The 21,305-nt window shown below is 71.4% G+C and carries 23 protein-coding genes; 11 read left to right on the top strand and 12 right to left on the bottom strand.

From position 1 onward, the window contains the following. Positions 1-14: 14 nt before the first annotated feature. The gene (locus ABD999_RS35390; RefSeq protein WP_271279661.1) at positions 15-1,226 is read right to left on the bottom strand and encodes an APC family permease; all 1,212 of its coding nucleotides are present in this window, start codon (positions 1,224-1,226) and stop codon (positions 15-17) included. Between the two features lie 92 nt (positions 1,227-1,318). Between ABD999_RS35390 and ABD999_RS35385 the strand changes: the two genes are divergently transcribed. Then, a complete protein-coding gene (locus ABD999_RS35385; protein ID WP_271279660.1) occupies positions 1,319-1,783 on the top strand; it encodes an Lrp/AsnC family transcriptional regulator in 465 nt (154 codons plus the stop codon). Here the strand turns inward: ABD999_RS35385 and ABD999_RS35380 are convergent. Next, a complete protein-coding gene (locus tag ABD999_RS35380) occupies positions 1,780-4,011 on the bottom strand; it encodes an alpha/beta fold hydrolase (protein WP_271279659.1) in 2,232 nt (743 codons plus the stop codon). The two genes, ABD999_RS35385 and ABD999_RS35380, sit on opposite strands and share 4 nt — an antisense overlap. Positions 4,012-4,014: 3 nt before the next feature. Further along, positions 4,015-4,920 (bottom strand): ATP-binding cassette domain-containing protein, encoded by a 906-nt coding sequence (locus tag ABD999_RS35375; RefSeq protein WP_271279658.1) that lies wholly within the window; start codon positions 4,918-4,920, stop codon positions 4,015-4,017. A 159-nt stretch (positions 4,921-5,079) separates the two neighbouring features. Here ABD999_RS35375 and ABD999_RS35370 point away from each other — a divergent pair, with 159 nt between their 5' ends. Together ABD999_RS35370 and ABD999_RS35365 are read left to right on the top strand one after the other, a co-directional pair. Then, positions 5,080-6,609 carry a histidine kinase gene (locus tag ABD999_RS35370; RefSeq protein ID WP_271279657.1) on the top strand — a complete coding sequence of 510 codons (1,530 nt, stop codon included), beginning with the start codon at positions 5,080-5,082 and terminating at the stop codon, positions 6,607-6,609. Next, positions 6,573-7,247, top strand: a complete 675-nt coding sequence (locus ABD999_RS35365; protein ID WP_271279656.1) for a response regulator transcription factor — start codon at positions 6,573-6,575, stop codon at positions 7,245-7,247. Before ABD999_RS35370 ends, ABD999_RS35365 begins: the two co-directional genes overlap by 37 nt. Here the strand turns inward: ABD999_RS35365 and ABD999_RS35360 are convergent. Further along, entirely contained in the window at positions 7,224-7,784 is a 561-nt protein-coding gene (locus ABD999_RS35360; protein ID WP_148036748.1) for an RNA 2'-phosphotransferase, read from the bottom strand. The two genes, ABD999_RS35365 and ABD999_RS35360, sit on opposite strands and share 24 nt — an antisense overlap. Positions 7,785-7,929: 145 nt before the next feature. On the opposite strand from ABD999_RS35360, the gene ABD999_RS35355 reads away from it, so the two are divergent. From ABD999_RS35355 to ABD999_RS35330, 6 genes are all read left to right on the top strand, one after another. Continuing rightward, positions 7,930-8,055, top strand: coding sequence for a hypothetical protein (locus ABD999_RS35355; protein WP_271279655.1), 126 nt, complete (start codon positions 7,930-7,932; stop codon positions 8,053-8,055). Between the two features lie 111 nt (positions 8,056-8,166). Continuing rightward, a complete protein-coding gene (locus tag ABD999_RS35350; protein ID WP_271279654.1) occupies positions 8,167-8,571 on the top strand; it encodes a YbaB/EbfC family nucleoid-associated protein in 405 nt (134 codons plus the stop codon). Then, complete coding sequence (locus ABD999_RS35345; protein WP_219552272.1) at positions 8,571-8,948, top strand: YbaB/EbfC family nucleoid-associated protein; 378 nt, start codon at positions 8,571-8,573, stop codon at positions 8,946-8,948. Before ABD999_RS35350 ends, ABD999_RS35345 begins: the two co-directional genes overlap by 1 nt. A gap of 58 nt (positions 8,949-9,006) precedes the next feature. Next, positions 9,007-9,312 (top strand): hypothetical protein, encoded by a 306-nt coding sequence (locus tag ABD999_RS35340; RefSeq protein WP_271279653.1) that lies wholly within the window; start codon positions 9,007-9,009, stop codon positions 9,310-9,312. After that, complete coding sequence (locus ABD999_RS35335; RefSeq protein ID WP_271279652.1) at positions 9,303-10,160, top strand: hypothetical protein; 858 nt, start codon at positions 9,303-9,305, stop codon at positions 10,158-10,160. Before ABD999_RS35340 ends, ABD999_RS35335 begins: the two co-directional genes overlap by 10 nt. 2 nt (positions 10,161-10,162) lie before the next feature. Next, positions 10,163-10,399 (top strand): hypothetical protein, encoded by a 237-nt coding sequence (locus ABD999_RS35330; protein WP_345483097.1) that lies wholly within the window; start codon positions 10,163-10,165, stop codon positions 10,397-10,399. 104 nt (positions 10,400-10,503) lie between these two features. Here the strand turns inward: ABD999_RS35330 and ABD999_RS35325 are convergent, their stop codons facing one another. From ABD999_RS35325 to ABD999_RS35300, 6 genes are all read right to left on the bottom strand, one after another. Further along, positions 10,504-11,649: an acetyl-CoA C-acetyltransferase gene (locus ABD999_RS35325; protein ID WP_148036742.1), complete on the bottom strand. Its 1,146-nt coding sequence runs from the start codon at positions 11,647-11,649 to the stop codon at positions 10,504-10,506. A 69-nt stretch (positions 11,650-11,718) separates the two neighbouring features. Beyond that, entirely contained in the window at positions 11,719-12,384 is a 666-nt protein-coding gene (locus ABD999_RS35320; protein WP_148036741.1) for a hypothetical protein, read from the bottom strand. 24 nt (positions 12,385-12,408) lie between these two features. After that, positions 12,409-13,170, bottom strand: a complete 762-nt coding sequence (locus ABD999_RS35315) for a class F sortase (protein WP_271278933.1) — start codon at positions 13,168-13,170, stop codon at positions 12,409-12,411. A 6-nt stretch (positions 13,171-13,176) separates the two neighbouring features. After that, positions 13,177-14,469 (bottom strand): hypothetical protein, encoded by a 1,293-nt coding sequence (locus ABD999_RS35310; RefSeq protein ID WP_271278934.1) that lies wholly within the window; start codon positions 14,467-14,469, stop codon positions 13,177-13,179. A 98-nt stretch (positions 14,470-14,567) separates the two neighbouring features. Continuing rightward, positions 14,568-15,353 carry a class F sortase gene (locus ABD999_RS35305; protein ID WP_148036738.1) on the bottom strand — a complete coding sequence of 262 codons (786 nt, stop codon included), beginning with the start codon at positions 15,351-15,353 and terminating at the stop codon, positions 14,568-14,570. Then, positions 15,350-16,645, bottom strand: coding sequence for a hypothetical protein (locus tag ABD999_RS35300; RefSeq protein WP_271278935.1), 1,296 nt, complete (start codon positions 16,643-16,645; stop codon positions 15,350-15,352). Before ABD999_RS35300 ends, ABD999_RS35305 begins: the two co-directional genes overlap by 4 nt. Before the next feature lie 223 nt (positions 16,646-16,868). Here ABD999_RS35300 and ABD999_RS35295 point away from each other — a divergent pair, with 223 nt between their 5' ends. Together ABD999_RS35295 and ABD999_RS35290 are read left to right on the top strand one after the other, a co-directional pair. Next, the gene (locus ABD999_RS35295; RefSeq protein WP_271278936.1) at positions 16,869-18,014 is read left to right on the top strand and encodes an acyl-CoA dehydrogenase family protein; all 1,146 of its coding nucleotides are present in this window, start codon (positions 16,869-16,871) and stop codon (positions 18,012-18,014) included. 39 nt (positions 18,015-18,053) lie between these two features. Next, entirely contained in the window at positions 18,054-18,215 is a 162-nt protein-coding gene (locus tag ABD999_RS35290; protein WP_187281611.1) for a hypothetical protein, read from the top strand. On the opposite strand, the gene ABD999_RS35285 is transcribed toward ABD999_RS35290, so the two are convergent. Then, positions 18,212-18,988, bottom strand: a complete 777-nt coding sequence (locus ABD999_RS35285) for an alpha/beta fold hydrolase (protein WP_148036735.1) — start codon at positions 18,986-18,988, stop codon at positions 18,212-18,214. The genes ABD999_RS35290 and ABD999_RS35285 overlap by 4 nt on opposite strands. Positions 18,989-19,004: 16 nt before the next feature. Then, the gene (locus ABD999_RS35280; RefSeq protein ID WP_271278937.1) at positions 19,005-21,233 is read right to left on the bottom strand and encodes an ATP-binding SpoIIE family protein phosphatase; all 2,229 of its coding nucleotides are present in this window, start codon (positions 21,231-21,233) and stop codon (positions 19,005-19,007) included. Positions 21,234-21,305: the final 72 nt, after the last annotated feature.

Raw genomic sequence — 21,305 nt, 5'->3', positions numbered from 1 at the left:
TACGCCGAATCGACTCAGCGAGAAAGCAGCCGGCGCGGCAGCTCGACGACCAGGACGGTCGCGAGCAGGCCCAGCGTCGCGGGCACCAGCAGGTAGAAGCCGCAACAGGCGAGCGACACAGCCGACAGGGCGGTGGCCGCGACCGCGGTGGCGCGCTGCCTTCCGGCGGGCAGCAGCCGTACGGCGGCGGCCACCCCGACGGTGGTGACCGCGGCGAGGCAGGCGGCGGTGGCCCGCATGAGCACGTCCAGGTCGCCCGCGAGGAACAGCACCGGCACGCTCAGCGCGGCCAGCAGCGCCAGGCTGCGCAGCGGCGTCCGGCCGGGCTCACCTCCGCTGGCGAACCAGCCGGGCAGCGCGCCGGTCCTCGCCATGGCGGCGCCGAGCCGGGAGGCGCCGGCGATGTAGGTGTTGATGGCGCCGAAGGTGAGCAGCACCGCGACGGCGCCGGTCACCGGCCGGGCCCCCGGGCCGAAGCCGATCTCCAGGAGCGCGGCGAGCGGCACCGCCGTGGTGCCGGCCCGGTCGCCGAGCACGCCGATCGTGGTCAGGCAGACGCCCAGATAGAGCACGATGATCACTACCAGCGCCACGGCCGTGGCCCGCACCAGGCCGCGCCGGTCGGCGAACTCGGCTGACAGGTGGCTGGCCGCCTCCCAGCCGACGAAGGCGAACAGCAACACCCCGGCCGCGCTCGCCACGCCCGCGGCCCCGTACGGGGCGAACGGGGTGAAGGAGGTCGCCTCCGCGTGCGGCGCGGCGGTGACGACGGCGGCGGCGAGCAGCGCGACCAGCCCGCCGAGCAGGGCGAGCTGCAGCCGCCCCGAGGTGCGCAGCCCGGCCGCGTTGGCCAGGAACGCGGCGGCCAGCAGCGCGGCGGCGGCGGCCATCCGGTCGACTCCGAAGGCGTCGGCCACGTACCCCCCGCCGACCAGCGCCGCGGCCACGGTGCCCAGCGGGACCGCACCGTAGAACCACCATCCGGTCATCGCCGCCCATCTCGGGCCGAACGTGCGCGCCGCGAACGCGGCCACGCCGCCGCCGTCGGGGTGGCGCGCGCCGAGCGCGGCGAAGGTCAGCGCGACCGGCACGCTCAGCGCCAGCAGACCCGCCCAGGCCAGCACCGACGCCGGCCCGGCCGCGGCGGCGGCGAGCTGGGGCAGCACGAGCATGCCCGGTCCCAGCACGCCGCCGAGGAGCATCGCGGTGCCCTGTCCGGCACCCATTCGCCCATTCATGCCGACAGACGCTACGCATCCGATCGGCAGTCTCGGCGTTCCACCGACCGGACGTTCGATTCCGCTGCCAGAATCCCGTCATGGACGAACTTGATACGGCGATCGTAGGACTCCTTCAAACGGATGCGCGGCTGTCCAACCGTGAACTCGCCCGCCGCCTCGGCGTCGCCCCCTCCACGTGCCTGGAGCGGGTACGCGCGCTCACCCGCCGCGGTGTGATCCGCGGCTACCACGCCGACATCGACCCCGCGGCGCTCAACCGGAGCGTGCAGGCCATGGTCATGGTGCAGGTTCGCCCGCTGAGCCGGGAGGTGATCGACACCTTCAAGCAGTCGACGGCCGCGCTGCCGGAGGTGCTGAGCGTGTTCGTGCTGGCCGGCGGCGACGACTTCCTGCTGCACGTGGCCGTCCAGGACCTCGACCACCTGCACAACTTCCTGCTCGACCGGCTGAGCAAGCGGCGCGAGATCTCCGGCTTCCGCACCTCGGTGATCTTTCAGCAGGTGCGCGACCCGGCCCCCGCCCGGCTGCCCGACCCGGCCTAGCCGCACACGGTGCCCGGCGCGGGGAGGCGCAGGCTGATCAGGTAGCGGTTCACGTGGGCGATGACGCAGGAGTCGCCGCTCTTGTAGAGGCCGTGACCGTACCCCTGACGCTGAACCGCGGCCGAGCCGGGCACCCGCCGTACGATGTCCGCCGACCCGTCGAAGTCCGTCAAGGAGCCGACGCCCAGGTAGGGCGGCAGTTCCCCGGCCGGCAGCGGCGCGGCCCGGTTGGTCGCCGGGGCCGGCCAGCCGACACAGGCGAGCGGGTGCCAGAGTTCGTTCCCCGCGAGGTTCGGCAGCAGGCGCTCGCCCTCGCGACGCGTCTCCTGATACTCCTCGTAGTCGCGGAAGCCGAGGCCGTCGAGGCAGTGGGTCATGTTCATCCCGGTGAACGCGGGGACCTTCGGGCTTTTCGTGCTCCGCCGGACGTAGTCGGCGAAGCCCGAGGCGTCACCGCCGGCGGCCCGCTTGATCGCGTCGGCGAGCTCCACCCATCGGGGGAACTCGGGATCCGGACCCGGTGAGACGATGCTGGGGGCGGCGGCCACCTGGAGGTCGAACCCGCTGTAGGCGGCCCGCGGCGGCTCACCCTTGACCGGCACAGGGACGCGGTCGGCCCGGGCCACCAGCGCCCGCCACACCTCGCCGACGTCCTGGCCGTGCAGCGCGCACGTGGTGCTCGCCGCGCACCAGGCGACGAAGCGGGTGAAGGACTCCTCATGCGGGAGCCTGCCGCGCACGCGGTCCAGGTACGGGCTGACCGAGCCGTCGAAGACCATCGCGCGCACCCGGCCGGGGAACAGCCGGGAGTAGGCGATCCCCGGTACGCCGCCGTAGGAGGTGGCGATGAAGCTCAGCTTCTCCTCGCCCAGCGCGACGCGGATCGCCTCCATGTCCCGCGCCACGGAGGCCGAGTCCAGGTGGTCGAAGAACTCGGGGTCGGCGGCGCGGCATCGCTCCACCGCCGCCCGGTTGCGCCTGCCCAGCTCGGCGTACTCCCCGCGGGTGTCCGGCCGGGTGATCCAGGGGCCGGTGATGAGGCAGTCGTACGGCAGCACGCCCTTGTCGACGGTGTTGCGGGGCTCGACGCTGACCACGTCGAAACGGTCGCGCAGCTCGGCGAAGCTGCCCGCGCTCCTGCTCAGGTCCGCCACGCCCGAGCCGCCAGGCCCGCCGGGGATCGCGAACACCGTGCCCGTCCGGCGCTGGGCCCCGGTCGCCGGCAGCATGCCGACGGTCAGCTCGATCTGCCGCCCGGCGGGCTCCGCCCAGTCCACCGGCACCTTGATCGAGGTGCAGCGCATCTCCTTGACGAGGTTCTCGTCCGCGCAGTCCGCCCAGGCCACCGCCGACGGGCCGGCGCCCGGCGAAGCGGCCACGGCGGCGGGTGCCGCCGAGACCAGGACGGTCATGGCCGCGCCGATCGCCAGCGCTCTGACCCGGCCCCGTCCTGGCGAGATCACCATGGCCCCCGCTGTCAGCGCGGCGACCACGTACGCGACCAGCAGCCCCGCCGCGACGGCGGGCGGCAGGACCCCGCCGCCGACCCCCGCGATCTGGAGCGGCAGGCTCTCGATCATGAACGAGCCGGCCTGCGCGCGCAGCGGCATGGGCAGCGTCCTGGCCGCCGTCGGCAGCACCACGATGATCACGGTCATGACGACCAGCGCGCCCGGGGTGGAGCGGACGGCGGCCCCCACGCCGAGCCCGATCAGCGCGACGGCGGCCATCGACAGTCCGGCGACGATCACCGAGGCGAGCACGCCCGGCTCCGACAGCGGCGTGCCCAGCGTCACCCCGTCACGGAGCACCTGCCCGGCCCGGTCGCCGAGCACCGCCATGGCGGCCGCGTGCATGGCGAACGCCAGGACCTGACCCGCCACCAGGGCGACCGCGGCCAGGCCGGGCGCCTTGGCCAGCAGGAACATCGAGCGGCGCGGCACGGCTGCCAAGCTCGTCCGGATCATCCCGGTGCGGTACTCGGAGGTGATCGCCAGGGCGCCGAGCACGCCGAACACGAAGTAGGCGACCGCGATCCCGTTGCCGACGCCGTCCCCGTTGCCGGGGAAGGCCATCCTCTCTTCCATCGTCTGGTTGTCGAACCCGCGGCCGATCATGAACGCGATCCCGGCGCAGGCCAGGACGGCCGCCACCGAACAGGCCAGCAAGTAGAGGTTCGAGCGGAGCGAGCGGAGCTTCATCCACTCGGAAGCGATCACGTCGATCATCGGTCAGCGTCCTCCGGAGTGGTACTCGGTGCTGTCCTCGGTGAGCCGCATGAACGCCTCCTCCAGGGACGCGCCGCGCGGAGACAGCTCCGCCAGCGGGATCCCCTCGGCCAGCGCCAGCACGCCGATCTCGGCCGCGTCCAGGTCGTGGACGGACAGAGCGCCGTCGTCCTCGGTCACCACTTCCGCCCCCCGCGCGCGCATGACGGCGGTGAGACGCTCCGGGTCGGACGTGCGGACCAGCACGTCGCCACGGAAGAGCCCGGCCAGGGTGTTCATGGCGGTGTCCGCGATCAGCCGGCCCCGCCCGATGACGACGACGTGGTCGGCGGTGAGCGCCATCTCGTTCATCAGATGGCTGGACAGCAGCACGGTACGGCCCTCGCCCGCCAGCGACCGCAGCAGGTCGCGCAGCCAGCGAATGCCTTCCGGGTCCAGCCCGTTCAGCGGCTCGTCGAACATCAGCACCGGCGGATCGCCGAGCAGCGCCGCCGCGATCCCCAGCCGCTGCTTCATGCCGAGGGAGAACCCGCTGATCCGCCGGTCCGCGACCCCGGCCAGACCGGCCTGCTCCAGCACCCCGGTCACCCGGCCGGCGCCGATGCCGTTGCTGCGCGCCAGACAGCCGAGATGGGCGCGGGCGGTCCGGCCGCCGTGCACCGCCCCGGCGTCGAGCAGCGCCCCCATGGTGCGCAGAGGCCGGCGCAGCGACACGTACGCGCGCCCGTCCACCAGCGCCTCGCCCGCGTCGGGCGACTCCAGCCCCAGCACGGCCCGCATGGTCGTGGACTTGCCCGCCCCGTTCGGGCCCAGGAAGCCGGTCACCAGGCCGGGTCTCACCGTGAAGGTCAGGTCGTCGACAGCTCGCGTTCTGCCGTACCGGATGGTCAGGCCCCTCACTTCGATCACATCGCTCCCTCGTACGTGGAATCAGACGTGATCGAGCCTGGTGGCCGGAAAGCCCGTCCTCCATGGGCGCCCGCCCACCAGGGCGGGTGGAGAATCCCCACCTTCGCCGGTGGGGCCGGCCCTACCGTCACAGACCCACGCACAGGGCAGACTGCAACCGTGACCCGGACACGACCCGCACCCGGCGACGCCCTGCGCAAGCCCGCCGACAGGCCGTCGGCCCAGGCCCGGAACACGGCGGCCGGGCCCGCTGCCCAGGCCCTGACGGCGGCCGGACTAGCGGCTCAAGCCCTGAAGACGGCCGGACCGGCGGCCCGCGCCCTGAAGACGGCGGCCGGCCTGGCGGCCAAGGCTCTGAGGACGGCGGCCGGGCTGGTGGACCTCGCGCTCAACGCCGTCACCGGGCTGGCCGCGCTCGCGCTGCTCGCGCTGGTCACGGTGAGCGCCGCGCTGGAGCCGGTGGCCGGCCCCCTGGCCGCGCCGCTGGCCCGCTCGCTCGGGCTCGCCCACCGTCTGGCCGCTTTCCAGCGCCGCTGGGCGGGCCGGGTCCTACCCCGGGACGGGGACACGGAAAGCAGGAACCGCGACGCGAACCGCAGAGACCACGACACGGACATCAGGGACCGCGACGCAAACGCCAGGAACCGCGACGCGAACGCCAGGGACCGCGACACAGACAGCAGCAACCGCGACACACACGGCAGGAACCGCGACACGAACGCCAGGGGCGGTGTCGGGCGTCACCGCGGTGCCGGGGCCTCGCTTCAGGCCCCGCACGGCACACGGCGGACGATGCTGTGGCTGGCCGTGCACAGCGTCACGGGCCCGGCACCCCTTGCGGTGATGTGGGCGATGCTGGCCGCTCTGGACCACGTCTTCTTCAGGCTGCGCCCGATGGAGAACAGCAGCCTGAGCACGTTCGCCCTGTCGATGTCGGTCGCGTCCATCGCGGTGATCATCCTCGTCTCCGTCCCCCTGTTCCGCACCGGTCAGGCACGGCTGGCACGGCTGCTCCTGGACACCCGCCCGGCACCGGACGCCAGGATCCGGGAGCTGGCCGCGTCCCGCGCCGCGGTGCTGGACGCGCGTGAGGCCGAGGTGCGCCGCATCGAGCGCGATCTGCACGACGGCGCCCAGGCCAAGCTGATCGCCATCCGCATGCACCTGGCGCTGGCCCGCGGCTGCCGCGACCCCGACGAGCTGCACCGGGCGATCGACGAGGCGCGGGAGGCCGCCGGGGAGGCCCTGACGGACCTGCGCGACCTGGTGCGCGGCATCCATCCCCCGGTGCTGGCCGACCGCGGCCTGGCCGGGGCCATCGAGGCGTCCGCGCTGCTCTGCCCCATGCCGGTCGAACTCCACCTGGACCTGCCCGGCCGGCTGCCGCCGCCCGTCGAGTCCGCCGTGTACTTCGCCGCCGCCGAAGCCCTGACCAACGCGACCAAGCACAGCGGCGCCTCCCACGCCTGGGTACGGCTCCGCCACGTGGCCGGCGTGCTGCGCGTGAGCGTGGGCGACGACGGTCACGGCGGAGCCCGCCTGGACCGGGGCACCGGCCTGCGCGGCATCGAGAACCGCCTGTCCGCCTTCGACGGCTCGCTCACCGTGAGCAGCCCTCCCGGCGGCCCCACCGAACTGACCATGGAGCTTCCGTGCGCGTTGTCATCGCCGAAGATCTCGCACTGCTGAGGGATGGCCTGGTCCGCCTGCTGACGGCCCACGGCTTCACCGTGGTGGAGGCCGTCGGCAACGCTCCCATGCTGCTGCGGGCTCTGGTGCGGCACCGCCCGGACGTGGCCGTGGTCGACGTGCGCCTGCCGCCCGGCTTCACCGACGAAGGCCTGCGCACCGCGCTTGAGGCACGCCGCCGGGTGCCGGGGCTGCCGGTGCTGATCCTGTCCCAGTACGTCGAGCAGCTCTACGCCAGGGAGCTGCTGTCCGACCGTTCCGGCGGGGTGGGTTATCTGTTGAAGGACCGGGTGGGCGACGTCGACCGTTTCGTGGACGCCGTCCGCCAGGTCGCGGGCGGCGGCACCGCGATGGACCCGGAGGTCGTCTCCCAGCTCCTGACCCACCGGGGCCGGGACGAGCCGCTGGCCACGCTGACGCGACGGGAGCGCGAGGTGCTCGCGCTGATGGCGGAGGGCATGTCCAACCTGGCGATCGCGGCCCGCTTCCAGGTGACCGACAAGGCGATCGGCAAGCACACCAACAACATCTTCGCCAAGCTCGGCCTGCCTCCGTCCGACGACCACAACCGGCGGGTCATGGCGGTCCTGGCCTACCTTCAGGCCACCCCGGGATCATTGCCGTCCGGGGGCTCCTGACGGCCACGCGATGTACTCCGGCGGCACCCGCTCGGCCAGCCACACCCCGTTGGCGCTGACCCGGAACTCGTGTCCGGCCTCGTGCATCGCCCCCGCGTCCACCGGCAGCACCACGGGCCGGCCGCGGCGGGCGCCCACCCGGGTGGCGGTCTCGCGGTCGGCCGACAGGTGCACGTGGTGGCGGTCCATCGGCAGCAGCCCTCGCTCCCTGATCGCGTCGAGGTTCCGCGCCACCGTGCCGTGATAGAGGTACGCGGGCGGCACGGTCACCGGAAGGCCGAGGTCGACGGTGACGGAGTGGCCCTGGTTGGCGCGGATCCGGTCGCCGTCCAGGGCGTAGCGCCGCTTGTCGTTGTCCCGCACCACCCGTTCCAGCTCCTCGCGGCCGATCGGGAAGCCGTGCGCCGCGGCGGCCCGCAGGAAGGTCTCGACGTCCACCCAGCCCTGCTCGTCGAGCGCGATGCCGATGCGCTCGGGCTGGTGACGCAGGTGCTTGGCCACGTACTTGGAGACGCGTACGAGTCGCCGCTCGTCCATGGGCACCCCCGTCGATAAATCGGTTGTGCCGCACCTTACGGGACATCTACCTTCGAGTCATGCGCCTTTACCAGTAATGCGCCGGGGCCGTCGAACGGCCCGGCCCACGAAGCCGATCCCTGCCATTTCGTAAAGGAGCCTGCTTATGCGTGCCCATATTTCCAGCAAATCCGATAAGTCGGGCAAGCGCCCGCCGGCCCCCAAGCAGATGCCGCGCATGCCGCAGCGCCCCATCGCGCCGCCCCGCCGCATCCCGCCCAAGGGCCGCTGAAGCCACTACCAGGATGGTGGTAGTCCGCGGCGTCGCCGCGACCCACGCGTGCCCCGCCTCTCCCTACAGGGGCGGGGCACGCGCCTTTCCCGGGACGTTAGGATCCACGGCATGTCTTGGCCATCCGACCCCAGTGAAGACACCCACTACCTGGATCAGGTCATCGAGCGGACCCAGGCCGCGGTGCGCGACCTGCGCCGGGCCGAGCGCCTGATCGCCGAGGTCGAAGGCGCCGGCGAGGCCGCGCAGGGCATGATCAGGGCCCGGGCCGGCGGGCACGGCGCGATGCGCGGGCTGCACATCGACCCCCGGGCGCTCCGCCTCGACCCGCGCACCCTCGGCGCCGAGGTCACCAAGGCGATCCAGCAGGCGCAGGAGGCCGCCACCGAGCGCACCCAGGAGATCGTCGCCGAGGCGACCGCCCGCGTCGGCGTCCTCCCCGAGCCGCTCGACGAGACGTTCGTCCGCCACCGGGTGGAGTCCGCCGCCCGCGACCTCTACTCGGGAGGGCTGTGATGTTCGGTTTCGACCTCGACCCGGGCGACATCCGCGAGCAGGACGTCGACAGGGCCGCCGAGCAGGCCGGGCGCCTGGAGGCGCTGCTCGCCGAGCAGGAGGAGAGGCTGGCCGGGATCGTCGGCACCGGCACGGGCGACCGCGTCCAGGTGAAGGCGTCCGCGGCGGTCGACGGGCGCGTGCTGGAGGTCGTCCTGGGCCCCCAGGCCGCCCGCGAGGGCAGCCACGTCCTCGCCGAGGAGATCCTCCTGGCCGTGCGGCGCGCGCAGGACGACACCCGGCGTCAGGCCGAGGCGCTCCTGAGCGCGGCCGTCCAGGAGGCCGTCCCCGGCCTCGACCTCGCCGCGCTGAACGAACAACTGAACAGGCCCGGCTGACAACCGCAACGACTCACAACAACCACATAAGTCACCTTTCCTCGCTATCGTCACATCTATGAGTACGGGGTTCGAGATGGCGCCCGAGTCCCTGCGGCTGCAGGCGACGCGGGTGCACCAGCACGGGGAAGATTACGAGGCGGCGGTGGCGCGGCTCCGCGAGGGCGGCGGCCAGTGGGGCGACGACGGGCTCTTCGCCGCCCTGCAACTGGCCTGGACCGAGTGCCGTGAGGTCATACTCACCGCCGTGCCCGGCCTGTCCGGCTCGATCAACGGCGTGGGCGACGGCATGGTGGCGGCGTCCGCCAACATCGGGGCCGTGGAGACCGCGCTCACCACACCGGAGCCGGACCGATGGGCATAGTCCTGCCGCCGGAGCTCCACTTCGCCCTCGATCTGGCCGGCGTCCCGTTCCCCAACGTCGACGAGGACCTGATCCGCGGCGACGCCGACGCGGTGCGCACCGTCGAGAGCGGGACGGCCACGGCCGGATCGGAAGCGGACGCGACCGTCCTGTCCTCCTCCGCCGTCTACCGGGGCGACAGCGCCACCCAGTTACAGGGCTTCTGGCAGGCGACGGGCGCCGACTCCGGCCACCTGGCCCAGGCCGCGACGGCGATGCGGGTGGCGCCCGTGGCGCTGGACGGCATGGCGAACGTGGTGACCGCCACCAAGGTCGCGGTCGGCACGGTCGCGGCCGTCGCCACCGTGCGCCTGGCGCTGTCCAGGCTCACTCCCCCGCCCCACGGCAGCGTCATGTCCCTCGCCACGCTGCTCGCCACCAGGCGGGCCGGCACGAAGATCTACCGCGAGGCCTTCGAGGGCGCGACCAGGGAGCTCGCGCCCGGCATGGCGCGCCGCGTCACCGACCCGATGCGGCGCATCCTGGAGAACCTGCGCCGTCCCGGCGGTCCCGGCGGCACCGCCCTGGCCGGCGCCGGAGGGCCCGGCCGGATCCCGGTCTCCGGGTTCCGCAACCGCATGGACGACATGCCCGGCACCATGCAGATGGCCAGGGGCGGTCGCGGAGGCGGGCGCGGCCGTCCCGAGTCGCAGGCCAACCTCAACAAAGAGGAGCAGGAGGCCCTGGAGGCGAAGGAGAACGGTCAGCCCTACGACCGGAGCGTCTTCAACAGGGCCGCCGGCAAGATACGCAAGGCCGAGAAGTTCGAAGGCGACAGGAACAAGCAGAAGAGAGGGCGAGGGAAATAACGATGGCAGACCGGGTCGGATTCGAGTCGCAGCACTTCTCGCTGAACAACCCGCGGGGCGAGGAGCAGGGCGACGTCCCCATGCTGCTGCGCCGGCTGGCCAGCACGCTGGAGGAGATGGGCCGGATCGAGATCCGCGACCTGATCCTGCACAGCGACACCGACGACGACGGCGACCCCTGGCCCTACGTCACCGTCTACTACTCGCCCCTGCCCGACGACGGGGCCGAGCTCTCCTGACGCGAACGGCGCCCCGCCCCCTTCGCGGGGAGCGGGGCGCCGTTCGCGTCAGGGCCGGGGGCGGGGTCGCCCGCCAAGGTCCCCGCCCCCTGCCCCGACGGGCCTCAGAGGCGCTCGATGATGGTGACGTTGGCCTGGCCGCCGCCCTCGCACATCGTCTGCAGGCCGTACCTGCCACCGGTGCGCTCCAGCTCGTTCAGCAGCTTCGTCATGAGGATCGAGCCCGTGGCGCCCAGCGGGTGGCCCAGGGCGATGGCGCCGCCGTTGGGGTTGACCTTGGCCGGGTCGGCGCCGAGCTCCTTGATCCAGGCGAGCGGCACCGGCGCGAACGCCTCGTTGATCTCCACCACGTCGATGTCGTCGATCGACAGCCCGGCCTTGCTCAGCGCCTTCTGCGTGGCGGGGATCGGCGCGGTCAGCATGTAGACCGGGTCGTCGCCCACGACCGTGAGCTGGGTGATGCGGGCGCGCGGGGTCAGGTTGTGGTCCCTGACGGCCTGCTCGGAGGCGATCAGCACGGCGCCGGAGCCGTCGGAGATCTGCGAGGAGGTGGCGGCGGTGATCTGGCCGCCCTCCTTCAGGGTCTTCAGCGACCCCATCTTCTCCAGCGTGGTGTCGGCGCGCGGGCCCTCGTCGTCCTCGACGCCGTTGATCGGCGCGATCTGCTCCTTGAAGTAGCCGTTGGCGATGGCCTTGGCCGCCCGCTGGTGCGACTCCAGGGCGAAGCGCTCCAGCTCCGCGCGCTCCAGACCCCACTTCTCGCACATCAGCTCCGCGCCGCGGAACTGGGAGATCTCCTGCTTGCCGTAGCGCTCGACCCAGGTCTCGCCGAACGGGAACGGCATGCCCTTCTCCAGCGCGGCGGAGACCGGCGAGCCCATCGGCACGATGCTCATCGACTCCACGCCGGCCGCCACGACCAGGTCCTGGGTGCCGGACATGACGCCCTGCGCGGCGAAGTGGATCGACTGCTGGGAGGAGCCGCACTGGCGGTCGATGGTGACGCCGGGAGTGGTCTCCGGCAGGCCGGCCGACAGCCAGGCGTTACGGGCGATGTCCAGGGACTGGGGGCCGAACTGCATGACGCACCCCATGATCACGTCCTCCACCGCCGCGGGATCTACACCGGTGCGGTCGATCAGTGCCTTGAGCGTGTGCGCGGCAAGATCGGTGGGGTGGACGGTGGACAGGCCGCCCTTCTTCTTTCCGACCGGGGTCCGGACGGCCCCGACGATGTACGCCTCTGCCACTGTTCCTCCTGTAAACCGAGCAATATTCGGTTCTCTCCCCGAGAGTACAACAGAACGTTGCTCGGGTGCCTATGACGAAGGCGGCAGAAGATCCTCCGCCCGGTCGACGCGGAACCGCCACCGGTCCACGACCAGCCCGTTCAGCGCGTCCGACAGCGACAGCGCCAGCGTGGCCAGCTTCGCCTGGTCGTCGCCGCGCAGTTCGAGGGCGGTCAGCTCGGCCGCGAACGGCAGCAGCTCCTGGGCCGCGGGCGGCTGCCCCTTCTCCGGCACGACCAGGACCCGGACGCCGCCGGCGGTGAAGACGAACTCCTCCTCCTGCTCGACCTCACCCTCCAGCAGCTCCATCAGCTCCTCGGCGGCGGGCCTGACCGGCAGGATGACCGCGGGCCCGCCCGGCAGGCTCTCGTCGGCGGGATCGGTGACCTCGCCCCGGCAGACCGCGAGCCCGCCCAGCCGGAACGCCAGCCCCTCCGCCAGGAAGCGGTCGAAGTAGTCGACGGGCAGCGGGCCCTCCGCGGTCACCCGGCACGCCCACACCTGCTCCAGCTCGCCGCCGACCAGGCCGGGATCGGCCTCGACCGGCGCGTGCACCCGGACGTCGACGGCGACGACGTCGTCCCCGTCCTCCCGCGCGCCCGGGTCGGCCAGCCGCACCAGCCGCAGCAGCTCCGACCGGTCCGGCCTGGCGGGCAGAGCCGCCGTGGGGCCAGTACGCAGTCTCCGCTTCGCCATCCAGCCCATTGCGCGCCTCCGCGATCAGCTTCGATAGGAGCTCGTCATCGTCGCGTACACGATGACGTTGTCGGTGTAGTGGCCGGTGTTGCGGTTGTAGACGCCACCGCAGGTGATCAGGTGGAGCTGGGCGTTCTGCTGCGGGCCGTAGACCCGCTGCGTCGGGAACGTCTTCTTGTCCGCCTGCTCGACGCCGCCGACCGTGAACACGGCCGTGACGCCGTCCTGCCGCTTGACCTCGATCTGGTCGCCGTTGCGGATCTCGGGCAGGCGGGAGAACACGGCGCTGCGCGTCCGGGTGTCCTTGTGGCCCAGCACCACCGCCGGGCCGGCCTCGCCCGGGGTGGACATGTTCCGGTACCAGCCGACCAGGTTGGGGTTGTCCGACGGCGGCACCTGGATCGTGCCGTCCTTGGCCAGGCCCACCGACTTGATCGGCGCGTCGATGCCCAGCCGCTTGACCTTCAGCCGCACCGGGCTCGACGGCAGCATCGCGGGGGCAGGCTGGATCTGCGGCAGCGGCGGCGGCACGTCCGGGGCGGCCTGGAACATCGCCTGCTCCGGCTGCCCCGCCTTCCCCTCGGGCTGCGCGGTCAGGGCCAGCGAGTCACGATCGCTCGCCAGCCCGTACTCCTCGGGCGCGCCCAGCACGATCAGCATCCCCGCGACCACGGTCACCACCCCCGCGATCGCCGCGACCAGCAGCGTCGTGCGCAGCACCTTCCCGCCGTCGTCCGGCTGCGGGGGCGGCGGTACGGGTGAGCCGTACGGATACTGGTTGACCACGGCCGATCACCCCCTGGCGGCGCGGCGGCGCATCAGCAGCCCGCCACCCCCGGCGGCCAGGATCAGCATGGATCCGGCGAGGACGAACATCCGCCCGTCGGGCCCGGCGTCACCACCGGCCCCGGTGGCGACCCCGTCCTTCGGCGTCTTGGACGAGCGCGCCGTCGGGCTGGTGGTCCGCGTGGTGGGGGTCTCGGTGACGATCACCGTGGTCGTCTTGGTGGGGGTCGCGGTCGGGGTCGTGGTCGGGTCGTCGGTGGGATCGTCGGTCGGCGTGCCCGCGGCCACCTGGAACGTGAAGGTGGGCAGTCCGGTCGCCGGGGCCGTGCACTTGATGGCCGCCGTTGTCGCGGTGGCGCTTGTGCCGATCGTCAGGTCACCGGGCGTGATGGTGACCGTGCCTGTCGTCGTGGGCTTCACCTTGATGGTCACGGAGGGCAGCGTCACGTTCTGCCCCGCCGTCCCAGTGATGGCCGCCTCGCCCGTCGCCGTGGCGGGCGCTCCGGCGCCGCTGGCCTTGACCGTGGCGAAGTACTTGGTGCCGGTCGGGAACCCGGTCGTCGGCACCTTCAACTCGTCCCCGGTCGTCTGGACGGCCGTGACCCACGTGATGGAGGCGTCCTGGTTGGCCTTGGCACCGGTCGGCATGGTCGGCGTGATCTTGATGTCGACTGTGGCGGGTGCCTCGGTACCGGCCGTGCACGTGTAGCTGACGATCTCCTCGGTGTTACCGCCGCCGCCACCCGTGCCGATCGGAACTTCCAGGACATCGGTGGTGGTGGACGGAGTGCAGGTCTCCACGGGCGTTGCCGGCGAAGTGAGACCGAGGGTCAAGGTCGTGGGCTTGATGGTTACCTTGCCGGTCGCGCCCGCAGGCACCGCAACGGAGTACATCACGTTGCCTGCCGGAATCGCCGTGGTGTTCACGGGAACCTGAGCCCCTGTCTTCACACCTGACGTGACCGTGCCGCCTGTCACCGTCATCTGGGCGTTGACCGAAACGGTCGTCGCCGTCGTCACGGCCTGTCCGAGGGTCAGAGCAGGGATGCCCAAAGTCAGGTTGAAGGGCGAGCCCGCAGGCGCCGAATCAGGAGCGCTGAACTTGACCGTGATCGAGGTGTTGGTGAAACGTTCGCCGGTGCAGGTGAAGATGATGTCTTTCTCGACCGCCAGGGCCGCCGCGCTCGCGGGGGCGGAGCTGACGACCAGCGAGCCGGCAAGAAGGACGAATGTGCCCACCAGCCCTAAGGCCGAGGAGGTCTTCTGGACGAGGCGGCGCCTCGCCTGGGACGTCAGCACTGTCCTTCTCCAATACAGCGTGGTCTCATCGGTCACAGTTGGGGAAGAGCATACGGACTCATCCTGTCAGGCTTCTGTAAACAACCAAAACCAGACCGTCAGCCCTTCTTCTTCGACAACGTCGCGTACACCACGATGTTGTCGGTGTAGCTGTGCGCCTTCTGGTTGAAGACTCCGCCACACGTGATGAGCCGGAGCTGGGCGTCGTTGGTGTTGCCGTACACCCGGTTCGTCGGGAACGTCTTCTTGCTGACCTGCTCGATCCCGCTCACGGTGTAGCGGGCGACCTTGCCGTCCGAGCGGTACACGTAGATGTGGTCGCCCTTGGCCAGCTCGTTGAGACGCTTGAAGACGGCCGCGCCCTTCTTGGTGCTGACATGGCCGTTGATGATCGAGGGCCCCAGCTCGCCCGGGAGCGGGCTCTTGTTGTACCAGCCCGTCACGTTGGGCTTGCTGAGCGGCGGGGTGCCGAGGGCGCCGGTCTTGGTCAGTTTGACCGGGTTGATCCTGGAGCTGACCTTGATCTTGGGGATGCGGATCCGGGTCGGCCGGGTCTTGGCCTTGGCCTTCTTCGACTTGACCGGCGGGATCGCCGCCACGGTCGGCACGGCGGCCAGGGGCGGCGGCGCCTCCAGGCGGGCCGGGGTGAGCGGCACGTTGTCGCCGCCGGGGCCGACGGTGGGCGCGAGCTGGAAGGCGCCCGCGTTCTGGAACTGCACCGGCGTGGGCTCGCCCTGCGCCAGCGGGACCGAGCCCGAGCCGTCGTCCACCGGCGGGATGAACGACAGCAGGCCGACCATGATGACGCCCACGCCGCCGAGCGAACCGGCGATCAGCAGCGCGGGCATCGCCCGGCTCGTCGGTGACTTCTGCGGCTGGGTCATCGGTCCATCCCTCCGGCATGCTCGGCCCGGCGGCGCCGCATCAGCAGGCCACCGGTGACGCTGCCCATCAACAGCAGGCTGCCGCTCAGCAGCAGCCCGTGCGAGCCGGCCTCCCGTTCCGGAGCCTCACCCGTGTCCACACCGCCGGTGGGAGTCGCGACGACCTGCGCCTTGTAGTTCGTGACAGTGGGGTTGGCGGACGGCGTCGGCGTGGTGGTGCTTCCGGGCACCACCACGCTCACGTGGCGCCCGCCGTCGTTCGGCAGGTCGTGATGACCGGGCGGCGTGGTGGTGGGAGTCGTGGTGGGGGTTACGGTCGGCGTCCCGGTGTCCGTGGGATCGGGGTCGTTCGTGTCCGTCGGGTCAGGGTCATGCGTGTCCGTCGGATCGGGGCTGGCTCCGCCGACGTTGATCTCTACCGTGCCCGGGTTGTTGGTGATGGTGCAGGTCGACCGGTGCAGCGTCGGCGGGTTGATCAGATCCGCGGTGAGCAGCTTGAACGCGTCGAGGTGCACGTCCTTGCCGTCGTCCAGGGCCCGCACCGCCAGCCTGTGGAACCCGTAGGGGAGGTCGTCGCGCCGCCACAGAGTGGAGTTGCCCTCGATGACGTTGGTGGGCTCACCGCTCTCGGTCTTCGAGGTGTCCACGATCGCCGACTGGTCGTCGTCGATGATCACCCGGATCCTGCCGACGTCCGGCATCCGGCGGCCGATGACCTCGAACCCGGTGCCGTGGAACTTGATGACGGCCTCGTCTGTGCGGTTCGCGGTCGTGTGCAGGTCACGCCCGTAGTCGCCGTACTGCATCGGCAGGGAGCCCTGGTGGTACCAGCCGCCCTTGTACGTGATCCGGCTGACCTCGTCGTCGTTGACGATCTCCTCGCCCTCAGGCGGGACGAAGTCCACGGTGAGCCCCTGGGGCGTCAGCTGGATGACGCCTTCCTCGGTCATGTGCGCCTCGGAGGACATGCCCTCGGGCACTTCCAGCCGCATGTTGGGCTGCAGGTCGCCCTGCTCCTCGACCCCGCGCGGCTGCAGGACGCCGTTCCAGGCGCCTTCCAGCTTGACGTTGCCGACGAGCGAGACCTTGGCCCCGGCCGGGAAGTAGTCGGGCGACATGAACCGGCGGGTGCCGGTGTACTCGACGGTCCAGCCGAGCGACAGCATGCTGCCCGTCTGCATGGTCGTCGGGATCTGCACACGAGCCCTGAGCGTCACCGGAGCACTGCCCGCGACCCCATTGGTGCAGCTGTAGTCGACGACCAGATTGAAGGTCTGCGCCTCCGCGGGCATCGTCAGCAGCCCGGCCGAAGCCGTTAAGCCGACTGATGCGGCTATCCATGCCCTACGCCACCGACTCACGGCGTTCTCCGATCACGCACACACGAAACCGAAGCTAGATCTTAGGGGCGGCAACCCAGACAACAGGTGCATCTCATTGCACTTGTGATGAACCCGTGTCCAGGTCTCCAGAATCGTATTCTGGTGTCCGGAGAACCCCCACCTAGGAGGCGTCATGGAGCGAGACCTCTTCGACGAGGAACACCTGCTCTTCCGGGAGACCGTGCGCGAGTTCATGACCCGCGAGGTCGCCCCCCACCACGACCAGTGGGAGAAGGACGGCATCGTGCCGCGGGACGTCTGGAAGATGGCCGGAGAGGTCGGCATGTTCGGGTTCTCGGTGCCGGAGGAGTACGGCGGCGCCGGCATCAAGGACTTCCGCTACAACGCGGTCATCGTCGAGGAGCTCATCGGGAAGGGCGCCTCCGGCCTGGGCTTCTCGCTGCACAACGACGTCATGGCCCCGTACCTGGTGGATCTGACCGATGACGGGCAGAAGCAGCGCTGGCTGCCCGGGTTCGTCAGCGGGGAGCTGATCACCGCGATCGCGATGACCGAGCCGGGCGCGGGCAGCGACCTGCAGGGCATCAGGACGACCGCGGTCCGCGAGGGCGATCACTACGTGGTGAACGGGCAGAAGACGTTCATCACCAACGGCATCAACGCCGACCTCGTGGTGGTGGTCGCCAAGACCGACCCGTCGGCCGGGGCGAGGGGCGTGACGCTGCTGGTGGTGGAGCGGGGCATGGAGGGCTTCGGCCGGGGCCGCAACCTCGACAAGATCGGCATGAAGGCGCAGGACACCGCCGAGCTGTTCTTCGAGAACGTGCGGGTGCCGGTCGCCAACCGCCTGGGTCCCGAGGACGGCCAGGGCTTCTTCCAGCTGATGAACAACCTGCCGCAGGAGCGGATGTCGATCGCGGTGGCGGCCGTGGCGGCGGCGGAGACGGTGCTGGCCGAGACGATCGAGTACTGCAAGAACCGCCAGGCGTTCGGCCGCAACCTCGGCTCGTTCCAGAACACCCGGTTCGTCCTGGCCGAGCTGGCCACCGAGACGGAGATCGCCCGCCACTACGTGGACAAGTGCGTCCTGGCGCTCAACGCCGGCACGCTCACCGCGGTCGACGCGGCCAAGGCCAAGTGGTGGACGACCGAGCTGCAGACCAAGGTCATCGACCGGTGTCTCCAACTGCACGGCGGCTACGGCTACATGATGGAGTATCCGGTGGCCAAGGCCTGGCTGGACAGCCGGGTGCAGACCATCTACGGCGGCACCACCGAGATCATGAAGGAGATCATCGGCCGGTCCTTCGGCTTCTGACCCGCGCGGAACCCGGGCCGGCGGCGCATACTGGACTGCATGGACAGCGGCCTGATCCTCCTGGTCTTCCTGGCCCTGTTGTTCGCCTGGGGCCTCAACCGGGTGCGCCGGGCGATCCGGCTCGGACCCGTCGGCTACGCCGGAGTGGTGATCGTCTTCATCATCGTCATGCTGCTGCTGTGGGGGCAGACGATGCGCTAACCGCCGCTGCCCTCCAGCAGCACCCGCGTCACCAGCGCCGGGTCGTCGGTCATCGGCAGGTGGCCGCAGCCCTTGAGCAGCTTGACCCGCTGACCCGACCACTTGGCGGCGCGCACGGCCTGGCGGCGCGGCAGCAGCCGGTCGTGCTCGCCCCAGGCGATGGTGATCGGCGACTTGGGCGGCGCGGGCGGCATCACGTTCGTGAACGACTCCAGCGTCTGGTCGAACCCGCTCGCCGAGGCGAGCGCCTGGGTGGCGGCGAGCAGCGCGGTCGGCGTCATCCGCGACGGGTGCGCGACCATCAGGCCGACCGACAGCGCCCGGCCGACGGGGTTCTCCGCCAGTTCGGCGGCCTGCTCGGGCGGCAGCGAGCGCGCCGTCTTCCGGGTCGCCCTGAGCACCGCCTGGCAGTAGAGCAGCTCCGAGCGGGACCAGAACCCGGCGGGCGAGAGCGCCGTCGCCGTGCGCACGGTGCCGCGCGAGGCCAGCTCCAGCGCCAGGTAGCCGCCGAGCGAGTTGCCCGCGACGTGCGGCTCGCGGACGCCCAGCAGCGCGCAGAACGACTCGACCGCGTCGGCCAGCGACTCCGGGGTGTACGGGACGCCGTCAGGCAGTCCGGGCGAGCGCCCGAACCCGGGCAGGTCGACGGCGATCACGTCGCGCGAGGCGGCCAGCCGGTCCATCACCGGCAGCCATCCCTGCCAGTGGTGACCGATGCCGTGGACGAGGATCAGCGGCTCGCCCGTGCCGCGACGTTCGAAGGCCAGCTCCATGCAGGCAGTGAACCACTCACCGGCCCCTGGTGGGAATCTCGAACCAGACCGCTTTGCCTTCCCTGGTAGGACGCGAGCCCCAGCGCTTGGCCAACTGGTCGACGAGGTAGAGGCCGCGGCCGCCCTCGTCGTTCTCGCCCGCGCTGCGGATGCGCGGCAGCCGCAGGTCCTGGTCGAAGACCTCGACCCAGACGGACTCGTCGCCGCGGCGCAGCCGGAGCGTGAACTCCTTGTCGCCGACCACATCGTCGTCGAAGCTGTCGAAGCCGGGCACGTCCCACGACTCCTCGAAGGGCAGCGGCGGCCCGTCGACGACCAGTTCCCTGCGCGGCACGGTGGCGGTCGAGGCGTGCAGCACGACGTTGGTGACGACCTCCGAGACCAGCAGGCAGGCCAGCTCGGCCCGCTCCTCGGGGACGTTCCAGTCGGCGAAGGCGTCGGAGGCCATCCGCCGCGCCTCCCCCACCATGATCGGCTGGGCCGGGAACGTGCGCTCCTCGACGTCGAGGTCCTCGTCGCTGGAGCGGATGACCAGGATGGCCATGTCGTCGTCGATCTCACCGGGCACGGCGACCGTGGCGGCCTCGGCGATGCGCTCGACCTCGGCCTTGGTCATCATGGCGAGCTTCTCGCAGAGCAGGCCGAGCGTCTCCTCCTCGTCCTGCGCCGGACCGGTGCGGGTGGGGCGGCGGTCGACCAGGCCGTCGGTGTAGAGCAGCAGCGCGGCGCCGGGCGGGAGCGTGCGGGTCTCTTCCTTGTAGACCAGGTCGGCGTGCAGGCCCTTGGCGCGCACCCCCAGCGGCTGGCCGACCTCCTCTATGTCGAGCTCGACGCACTCGCCGTCGCTCAGCAGCAACGGCGGCGCGTGGCCGGCGTTGGCGAACGACAGTTGCCGCGACCAGGCGTCGTAGACGAGGTACTGGCAGGTGACGATGGGCGGGATGCTGATGTCGGCCCCGGAGTCGTCCTTCTCGGGGGTGGCGATGATGCGGGTCCACTCGTCGAGCCTGGCCAGGATGTCGGCGGGCGACTTGTCGTCCTGGGCGAAGGCCCGCAGCGCGGCGCGCAGCTGGCCCATGATGGCCGCGGCCTTGGCGCCCCGGCCCTCGACGTCGCCGATCACGATGCCGACCCGGCCTGCAGAGAGCGGGATCACGTCGTACCAGTCGCCACCGACCTGGGTCTGGATGCCCTGACCGTGGGAGGCGAGCGGCGCGGCGGGGTAGTAGCGGACCGCGATCTGGAGCCCGTCGAGCTGCGGCAGCGCCCGCGGCAGCAGGTGCTTCTGGAACGACTCGGCGGTGTGGCGCTCCTCCTCGAACAGCAGCGCGTTGTCGATGGCGACCGCCACGCGGGTCGCGATGGCGCCGACGAAGTCGCGGTCGAAGGCGTCGTAGTGAGGGCTGCGGCGGTCGGTGAGGTTGGACAGCCCGAGGTACATCAGGCCCAGCGTCTCGCCGCGCACGGTCAGCGGCGCGACGATCGCGGAGGTCATGCCGATCTCGCCGCACAGCCGCGCGCTGCCCTCGCTCGGGGACGGGAAGCTGTTGCCGGAGAAGTCGTCGACCAGGATGGTCTCCTGGCGGCGCAGCGCGGCGTCGGCGTAGTGGCCGGCGGGGTAGCGGATCTCCGCGCCGACGGGCTTCCAGGTGCCGGCCGGCGGCTCCCAGCCCTGCACGTGCTGGGAGATCCGGCGCACCAGCCGGTCGCCCTCCATCAGCTCGATGAAGCAGTGGTCGGCGAACTGCGGGACGAGCATCTCGGCCACCCGCTTGAGCGTCTCCTCGACGTACAGCGAGCCGGCCAGCCGCTCGCCGATGCGTTCCAGCAGGCCGAAGCGGTCCTTCTCGCGCTCGTTGCTGCGGAGCGCCTCGCGGGCGGTGATGACGACGCCGGTCACCGAGCCCGACGGGTGGCGCAGCGGCACGGCCTGGGCGCGGACGTAGAGGATGGCGCCGTCGCCGCGGCGCACGTCGAACGTGCCCTCCCAGACGTTGCCCTTGAGCACGTGTTTGGCCAGCTCGATCGCCTGCGGATGGTCCTTCTCCATGATGCCGAACGACAGCACGGAGGAGTCGCGCGCCGACTTGCCAGGCCGGCCGAACAGCTTCTCGGCGAAGGGGTTCCAGTAGAGGAGATTGCTGAACCGGTCCGTCACCACCACGGCCATGTCGGCATGGTCGAGAACGGACTCGGCGGCAAGGCGATCAGCCGCGTCGTGAGACAGATCCCCCCAGCGTGTCATCCGGAGACCACTCCTCGGGGAAGCGTGCGGGAAAAGACCACGGGCGCTCCTGCAACAGTGTTGGCCGGGGGG

Source organism: Nonomuraea ferruginea (assembly GCF_039540635.1).
In the GTDB taxonomy this organism is placed as follows: Bacteria; Actinomycetota; Actinomycetes; order Streptosporangiales; family Streptosporangiaceae; genus Nonomuraea; species Nonomuraea ferruginea.
The sequence above is the reverse complement of the archived record's forward strand: the minus strand, read 5'-3'. Positions and strand labels throughout refer to the sequence as shown.